1 protein-coding gene is annotated in these 1,214 nt (G+C 67.9%); it reads right to left on the bottom strand.

Going from position 1 to position 1,214, the window contains the following annotated elements; genetic code table 11:
- On the bottom strand, positions 1 to 1,208 hold a 1,208-nt coding region (locus V8P77_RS34655), incomplete at its 3' end, for a helix-turn-helix domain-containing protein (RefSeq protein WP_335916756.1).
- Between the last annotated feature and the right edge of the window lie 6 nt (positions 1,209 to 1,214).

The raw sequence follows: 1,214 nt of genomic DNA, 5'->3' as shown, positions 1-1,214 counted from the left end.
TACAGTTCTCCCCCTTTTAAACCAGTGTCCGCCCCTGCGCCGGCTGGTCGGGGTTGCAGGGCGCTGGGGCGGACAAGCCGCTTGGTCTTCTTGTCGATGATGCCGAGCGGATGGGCATGGAAGCGTAGCGTCCAGATGCCCGCTTCACTCTCCTCGATCGCCACGACCTCGCCGGCCAGCGCTGCTGCGACATAGACGAGGTCGCCGTTCCATTTGATCTCGCCATTGGAGCGCACCCGGCGCACCGCCGCCTCGGCCGGATAGTCCGGTTCAGGCAGGCGGTCGGGCAGGGGCCGCAGTGACGGTCGGTAATGATCAGCAGGCACGTCCATAGCGAGCGCCTCGTGTGGACGCTCGGCGTTGTAATTCTGGCGAAATGCGTCAAAGACCGCCTGCTGCGCGGCATGGTCGACCTCCGGCGCCATGGCCAGCGGCAGCATCGTCAGATGGAAGCGTTCGTGGCGGCCGTTCTGCTGCGGTTTGCCCGGCTGGATGCGCTCCAGGCCGATGCCGAGCTTGATGAACCGCACAGCAAGCGTCGTCAGCCCGGTGACGCCGATCGCCGCGAAGGGCGAACCGTTGTCGCTGCGAAAGCGCTCCGGCAGTCCGTGTTCGGCAAACAGCCGCTCGAACACCGGCCAGGCCTCTGCCTCGGCCGGCGTCGCGCAGGCTTCCAGCGCCAGCAGAAAGCGGCTCGCCGTATCCATCACCGTCAGTGGCTCGCAGCGCCGCCCATCGCGGGTCCGGAACCAGCCCTTGTAATCGGCGCTCCACACCGCATTGGGCCCGTTGGCCGGCGCGAACGGGCCGCAACCAGCCGCCCGCCAGCGATGCCGCCGGCGCCCGACCAGCCCGTGGCGCTTCAGGATCTCGCCTATCGTCGAGGCCGCCGGCCAGCAAAGCTGCGGCGCCGACCGCTTCAGCCGCGCCAGCACCTTCTTCGGCCCCCACTGCGGATTCGCCTCCTTCTCCGCCACGATCCGCGCCACCAGCTCCGCCGCCGTTGCCCGCCCGTGCTCAAGCGGTGCCCGCGGCAGGTCGATAAGGCCCGCAGGGCCGAGCGCCCGATATCGCTCCAACCACTTGTAGCCCGTCTTGCGCGATATCCCGTAGACAGCACACAGCGCCGTCATCGTCTCCTCGCCCGCAAGACATTCCCCAACAAAGCGCAGCCGCTCGTCCATGATGCCAGTCTCTCTCCAAACCATCGCCGG

This window comes from Rhizobium aouanii (assembly GCF_037002925.1).
Taxonomy (GTDB): domain Bacteria; phylum Pseudomonadota; class Alphaproteobacteria; order Rhizobiales; family Rhizobiaceae; genus Rhizobium; species Rhizobium aouanii.
Note: the sequence above shows the minus strand (reverse complement) of the source record. Positions and strands in the feature narration are given on the sequence as shown.